The organism is Micromonospora sp. ATCC 39149, from assembly GCF_000158815.1.
In the GTDB taxonomy this organism is placed as follows: Bacteria; Actinomycetota; Actinomycetes; order Mycobacteriales; family Micromonosporaceae; genus Micromonospora.
The window spans coordinates 2347639-2352752 of sequence record NZ_GG657738.1 but is presented as its reverse complement, the minus strand read 5'-3'; the positions used below and the strand labels follow the sequence as shown (position 1 = coordinate 2352752).

General features: G+C 76.0%; 1 protein-coding gene and 2 pseudogenes. 2 read left to right on the top strand and 1 reads right to left on the bottom strand.

Annotated features, from left to right (window positions below; all coding sequences use genetic code 11):
* Positions 1 to 1827 (bottom strand): annotated as a pseudogene (locus tag MCAG_RS09765) (tetratricopeptide repeat protein); the annotation flags it as partial.
* 224 nt (positions 1828 to 2051) lie between these two features.
* On the opposite strand from MCAG_RS09765, the gene MCAG_RS09760 reads away from it, so the two are divergent.
* Entirely contained in the window at positions 2052 to 3083 is a 1032-nt protein-coding gene (locus MCAG_RS09760; protein ID WP_007072799.1) for an SIS domain-containing protein, read from the top strand.
* Positions 3084 to 3152: 69 nt separating this feature from the next.
* A pseudogene (locus MCAG_RS35650) lies at positions 3153 to 4814 on the top strand (histidine kinase N-terminal domain-containing protein).
* The last annotated feature ends 300 nt before the right edge of the window (positions 4815 to 5114 follow it).

Below are 5114 nucleotides of genomic sequence, written 5' to 3'. Positions count from 1 at the left end.
CGCCGCAGGCGGGTGAGGCGGGCCCAGAGGCGGCGCAGCGGGCCCGGCCGGGCCGACCCCGCCGCCGGGCCGGAGATCAACTTGCCGGCCAGCGCGGTCGTCGCCGGATCCAGGGCCGGGGTGGCCAGCGCCAGGTACGCCAGGGACACCGCGATCGGCACGTTCCGGTCCCGGGCCACGGCTGCCGCGTCGGCGAGCCGTTCGGCCACCACGCCGGCCACGTCCTCGCGAACGGAGGGGTCCACCCAGGCGGCGGTGACCAGGGCGAACAGGGCCGCCTCGGTGATCCAGTCCTCCACCCCCCAGACCAGTTCGACCAGCACCCGGCGGCGGGTGGACCCCGGCCACGGCTCGTCCGTGCGATGGTGCAGCAGGCCCAGGCACGCCCACACCTGCACGCAGCGCACCCAGAGCGCCGGGTCCTGCCCGGTCAGCACCCGGCCCAGCCCGGTCGCCGGGGCCGTGGGCGGATGAACCAGGAGCCCGAGCAGGTCGGGCAAGCCCAGCGTGGCCAGGCCGACCGCCGCGTCGTACGCCGCCGGGGGATGCGGCCACGCCGGGTGGGCGAGCTGCCGGACGCGGTCCGCCGCCTCGGCCGAGGGCGCCGGCACCGCCGGGGCGGCGACGGTGCCGTCCCAGCGCCACAGCGGCCGGTCGGTGGCCCGCCGAGGCTCGCGTGGGTCAGGGTCGGCCACCTTCGCCACCTCGACCCGCAGCCCGGGTGCGGCAGCCGCCACGGTACGCAGCGCGCTCGGCGGCTCCAGTGTCTCCAGCCGTAGGGGTCGCGTCGAGGCCGTGCTGCTCCTCGGCCAGGGCGTGACGCAGCACGGCGACCGCCGCCCCGGCGGCGGGGGTGACCTGCCCGAGCCACGGCCGGCTGCGGCAGCACTCGGCGAGGTCGCCGTGCTCGTGCGAGTCGTCGGGGTGGTCGCGGACGAAGTCGGCCAGCGCCACCAGGTGCGCCACGTCGCCGTCGCGCTGGAAACGCAGCCGGTGCGCGGTGTGCACGGCGCAGTCGAAGGTGGGATCCCGGGCGAGGGCCCGATCGGTCCACTCCAGGGCCTCGTCGAGCCGGCCGGTGTCGGCCAGCGTGCCGGCGATGTCGGCGTACACGGCGAGGTCGTCCGGGTCGTGCCCGACGGCCCGGCCGAGCGCGGAGAGGGCCTCGTGGGTGCGGCCGGCGCTGCGGTACGCGTACCCGAGCCAGACCTCGCCGAGCTTCGACGGGTGTGCGCGTACCCCCCGGCTGGCCCAGCGGATCGCGAGGGTGACCTCGCCGAGGCGCCGGGCCAACGCGGACGCCGCACCGAGCAGCAGGGCGTGCTCGGGGTGGACGGTGACCGCATTGCGGGCCAGGGTGAGGTACGGCATCAGCGGCGCCCGGTCGGCGCGCGGCACCGGGTCGGGCGTGGTGGCGCAGACCTGCATCAGCACCTGGGCGACGCGTTCCGGGTCGAGCCGCTCGGGCAGGTCGGGGGCGGTCACCCAGGGCACCCCGGCCCAGTCGGCGCTCCGGTCGTGACCGGTCGCGGCGGCCAGCAGTTCGAGCCCCTCGGCGGGTTGTCCCGCCGCGGCGAGCAGGTGCGCCCGGGCGACCACGACGCCGACGAAGACGCGCTGGTGCAGCGGGAACAGGTCGAGGCCGCCGCCGCTGGCGGCGGCGAGCCGGGCCAGCGTCTCGTGCGCCTCCGGCAGGGTGGGCGCCCGGGTCAGCGCGCCAGCGACGTGCCCGGCGGCGTGGGCCAGGTCGCCCTCGTCCAGCGCGAGCCGGGCCAGGGTCAGCTCCTCCTCCGCCGACAGCGGGGAGTCGTCACTTCCCTTGGACACGTGGGCCTCTCGGTCGTAGGTCGGCTGGCTCGCCGGCGGAGGCGTCCCCGCCAACAGTGTCGCCAGGCCGGGCAAGCGTAGGTGATCGTGGCTCGGCTTGGTGATCTACTGCGCGATGCTGCTCGAAAGATTGTTCACCTCTCCCTAAACGTGCAAGACTGAGCAGGAAATGCGCGGCAATCGTGCAGGGGAAGGGGTGTTCCGTGACGCGTGCAGGGGCCGGGATGGCTGCCGACATCTGCGAACAGCCGGCCGGCTACGAGCGGCTGCTCTCCGCCGAGCAGGCCGGGGCCATCGCCCGGGTGGCCGCCGCCATCGCGCACCGCCGTCCCCGGCACGTGGTCTTCACCGCCCGGGGCACCTCCGACCACGCCGCCCTCTACGCGGCGTACCTGACCGAGATCCGGCTCGGCCTGCCCGCCGGGCTCGCCTCGCCCAGCGCGGTCACCCTCTTCGGCGCGCGCCCCGACCTGTCCGACGCGCTGGTCGTCGGGGTCAGCCAGAGCGGCGGTTCGCCCGACCTGACCGAGGTGCTGCGCGCCGCCCGCGCGTCCGGCGCGCTCACCCTCGCGGTGACCAACAACCCCGACTCGCCGCTGGTCGAGGCCGCCGAGCTGAGCGTCGACATCGCCGCCGGGCACGAGCGGGCGGTGGCCGCCACCAAGACGTACACCGCCGAGCTGCTTGCCCTGCTGATGCTCGTGGAGGGCGTCCGGGCCGGCGACGGGGCGCTGCCCGCCGCCGAGCGCGCCGCGCTGGCCGCCCTGCCGGAACTGGCCGCCCGCACCCTCGACGACACCACCCCGGCCCAGCTCGCGCCGCGCTACCGGTTCGCCGCCCAGCTCGTCACCACCGGCCGGGGTTACGCGTACCCGACCGCCCGGGAGGCGGCGCTCAAGCTGATGGAAACCTCGTACCTGCCGGCGCTGGCCTTCTCCGGTGCCGACCTGCTGCACGGCCCGCTCGCGATGACCGACCCGGACGTGCCGGTGCTGGCCGTGGTCGGCTCGGGCCCCGGCGGCCGGTCGATGGGCGAGGTGCTGCCCCGGCTCGGCGAGCGCCGCGCCGACGTGGTCGTGGTCGGCTCGGCCGATGTCGAGGGGGCCACCCGGATGCCCGTCCCCGAGGTCGACGAGCGGTACGCCCCGCTGCTGGACATCCTGCCGTTGCAGCGCCTCGCGCTGGAGCTGGCCCTGGCCAGGGGCGAGGACCCGGACGCACCGCGCGGCCTGAAGAAGGTCACCGCGACGAGGTGAGCGGGGCGGAGCGTGTGAGCCGGGCGGCCAGCGGGACGGGGCCCGGCCCGGCGTGGCACGCTGTGCAGCGTGTCCACGCTGCGCGACCTCGCCGAGGAGCACACCCAGCTCCGCCCCGCCGACATCGACCACCTGCACCGGATCGCCGGAGACTGGCAACTGCTGTCCGACCTGTCCTTCGCCGACCTGCTGCTGTGGGTGCCGGTCGACCGCGAGGGCACCTTCCTCTGCGTGGCCCAGGTCCGCCCGACGACCGCGCCCACCGCGTACCAGGACGACCAGGTGGGGCGGATCGTCGGCGGGCCCGAGGTGGCCCACCCTGGGAGGTCGCCCTACCGCCCAGGGCCGGGATCTTGGCGGGAAGGGCGACCCCGGTCTGGTACGGCGACGTGCCGGCCCGGCACGAGGCGATCCCGGTCCGGCTGCGCGCCGCCGACGGGGAGCCCGGCGAGGTGATCGCGGTCGTCGGCCGGGACACCAATCTCTCCACCGCCCGCACGCCCAGCCAGCTCGAAACTGAACTACCTGACCACGGCCGACGACCTGGCCCAGATGATCGCCGACGGCACGTTCCCGCCGCCCCGGCACCCGGGGGAGACCACCTCCGCGCCACGGGTCGGCGACGGCCTGGTTCGGCTCGACGCGGGCGGCAAAGTCACGTACGCCAGCCCCAACGCCCAGTCCGCCTACCGGCGGCTCGGCTTCGCCGCGCACCTCGTGGGGGAGGACCTGGCCAAGCTGCACCGGCGGCTGGCCGGTGACCCGCTGGAGGGCACCGAGGCGGCCAACGGCATCCTCGCGGCGCTGCGCGGCGAGGGCCCGCCCCGACGGGAGATCGACGCCCGGGGCGCGACCATGCTCACCCGGGCCCTGCCGCTGATGCCCGCCGGGGTCCCGATCGGCGCGCTGGTCCTGGTCCGCGACATCACCGAGGTACGCCGCCGCGACCGCGCACTGATCACCAAGGACGCCACCATCCGGGAGATCCACCACCGGGTGAAGAACAACCTACAGACCGTCGCCGCGCTGCTGCGCCTCCAGGCCCGCCGGGTCGCCATGCCGGAGGCGCGGGTCGCCCTGGAGGAGTCGGTACGCCGGGTCGCCTCCATCGCCCTGGTGCACGAGACGCTCTCCATGTCCAGCGACGAGGCGGTCGAGTTCGACGGCATCGTCGACCGGGTGGCCAGCGCGGCGACGGAGGTGGCGGCGACTGAGCAGACCGTCGGGATGCGCCGCCGGGGCAGCTTCGGCGTGCTGCCGGCCGAGATCGCCACCTCGCTGGTCATGGTCCTCAACGAGCTGCTGCTCAACGCCGTCGAGCACGGCTTCCCGCCGGCCGCCGAGCCCGAGTTCCCGCCCGCCGGGGCGGTTGGCGGCTCCGAGGCGGGCGGCGGGGCTGCGGGGGGTGCCCGGTCCGGGGCGGGTGACGGGTCCGGGGCGGGCGGCTCGGCGGTGGGCGGGGTCCTTCCACCGGTGGCCGCCGGTGCCCCGTCCGCGGCGCCGCCCGAGGTGGTGGTGTCGGCGCACCGCTTCCGCAAGCAGTTGCACGTCACCGTCGCCGACAACGGGCGGGGCCTGCCGGCCGGGTTCGACGCCGAGCGCGGCAGCCGGCTCGGCCTCCAGATCGTCCGGGCGCTGGTGACCGGGGAACTGCGCGGCACCATCGAGTTGCGTAACGGGGCCGAGGGCGGCACCGAGGCAGTGTTGGTCGTCCCCCTCGCCCGGTCCTGACCCGGGGTGCTTGATCGACTCCCGCCCGGTTCCGCCCTCCGGGGCGCTTGATCGACTTTGTGTCCGCGACATGGGGGTATCCGGGCGGGGGAATACCGCCGAGTCGCCGACATGGTGGGCGGCTGCTCGTCCGCCGAAGCCCCATGCCCGCCCGCCGAAGCCGGAGGCGCGGCTCAACGGGTGAGCAGCGCCACGGTCACACCGGGGCGCGGCCAGACCCGCTCGACGACGAAACCGTCACGCAGGACGGCCCCCTTCGCGCCGGGCACCGCGTCGACCGGGTCCGAACGTCGCCCGGCG